We start from the raw sequence: 1404 nt of genomic DNA on the forward strand, positions 1-1404 counted from the left end.
CCATGGTCGGGCACCTCGTGCTGGATGCCACGCCCTCCAAGCTCGGCCCCGCGATCGCGAAGCTGCGCAAGAGCGGCAACCGCCTGAACCTCAACCTCCTCGGCGAGGCCGTGCTCGGCGAGCGCGAAGCGGGGCACCGTCTGCAGGGCACCCGCGACTTCCTCGCCCGCGACGACGTCGACTACGTCTCGATCAAGGTGTCCAGCGTCGTGAGCCAGCTGTCGATGTGGTCGTTCGACGAGGCAGTGGCCGATGTCGTCGAGAAGCTCACGCCTCTCTACGAGCTCGCCGCCCGTGCCGAAGCCCGGGGCAAGGCGAAGTTCATCAACCTCGACATGGAGGAGTACCGCGACCTCGACCTGACGATCGCGGCCTTCACGAGCATCCTCGACCAGCCCGGCCTGGAGAACCTCGAAGCCGGCATCGTGCTGCAGGCCTACCTCCCCGACGCCCTCGGCGCCATGCAGCACCTGCAGGAGTGGGCCGCCGCCCGCCGTGCGAAGGGCGGAGCCCCGATCAAGGTGCGCGTGGTCAAGGGCGCGAACCTCGCGATGGAAGAGGTCGACTCGAAGGTGCACGGCTGGCCGCTCGCGACCTACGGCACCAAGCAGGACTCCGATACGAACTACAAGCGCGTGCTGGACTGGGCGATGACGCCCGAGCGGCTCGACGCCGTGCGCATCGGCGTCGCGGGTCACAACCTGTTCGACATCGCCTACACCTGGCTGCTCGCGCAGGCGCGCGGTGTGGCCGACCCGACCGGTGCCGACCCCCTCGTCGAGTACGAGATGCTGCTGGGTATGGCGACGGGTCAGGCCGAGGCGGTCCGCAAGGATGTCGGACGCCTGCTGCTGTACACACCGGTGGTGAACCCGGCCGAGTTCGACGTCGCGATCGCGTACCTCGTGCGCCGCCTCGAGGAGAACGCCAGCCCCGAGAACTTCATGTCCGCGGTGTTCGAGCTGGCCTCGAACCCGACCCTGCTCACCCGCGAACGGGAGCGCTTCGAGCGCTCGCTGGCCGCGCTCGCGACCGATGAGGCGGGATTCGTCCCCGGCCCCCACCGCGTGCAGGACCGTACCGTCGAGGCGCGCTCCGGAACCACCACCGGCTTCGAGAACCAGGCTGACACCGACCCCGCCATCGCCGCGAACCGCGCCTGGGGTCGTGAGATCCTGAGCCGCTCGGTCGGCTCGACGCTCGGTCTCGACACCATCGCGCTCGCCAAGGTCGACACGGATGCTGAGCTCGACGGCATCTTCGCCGCAGCGACCGCATGAGCAAGGAAGTGTTCGATCATGATGTCGGTCTTCTGAGCAATGGCGTGCTCGTTGCCCTCGACATAGGCGCGAAGTTTCTTCGAGGCGCGCTTCGCATCGAACTCGGGATCGTCCTCCACGGTCT

At 68.0% G+C, this 1404-nt stretch carries 1 pseudogene; it reads left to right on the forward strand.

Going from position 1 to position 1404, the window contains the following annotated elements:
- Nucleotides 1-1271: pseudogene (locus tag KZA10_RS15300) on the forward strand (proline dehydrogenase family protein); the annotation flags it as partial.
- Nucleotides 1272-1404: the final 133 nt, after the last annotated feature.

This window comes from Microbacterium sp. BF1, assembly GCF_019279095.1.
GTDB classification, from domain to species: domain Bacteria; phylum Actinomycetota; class Actinomycetes; order Actinomycetales; family Microbacteriaceae; genus Microbacterium; species Microbacterium maritypicum.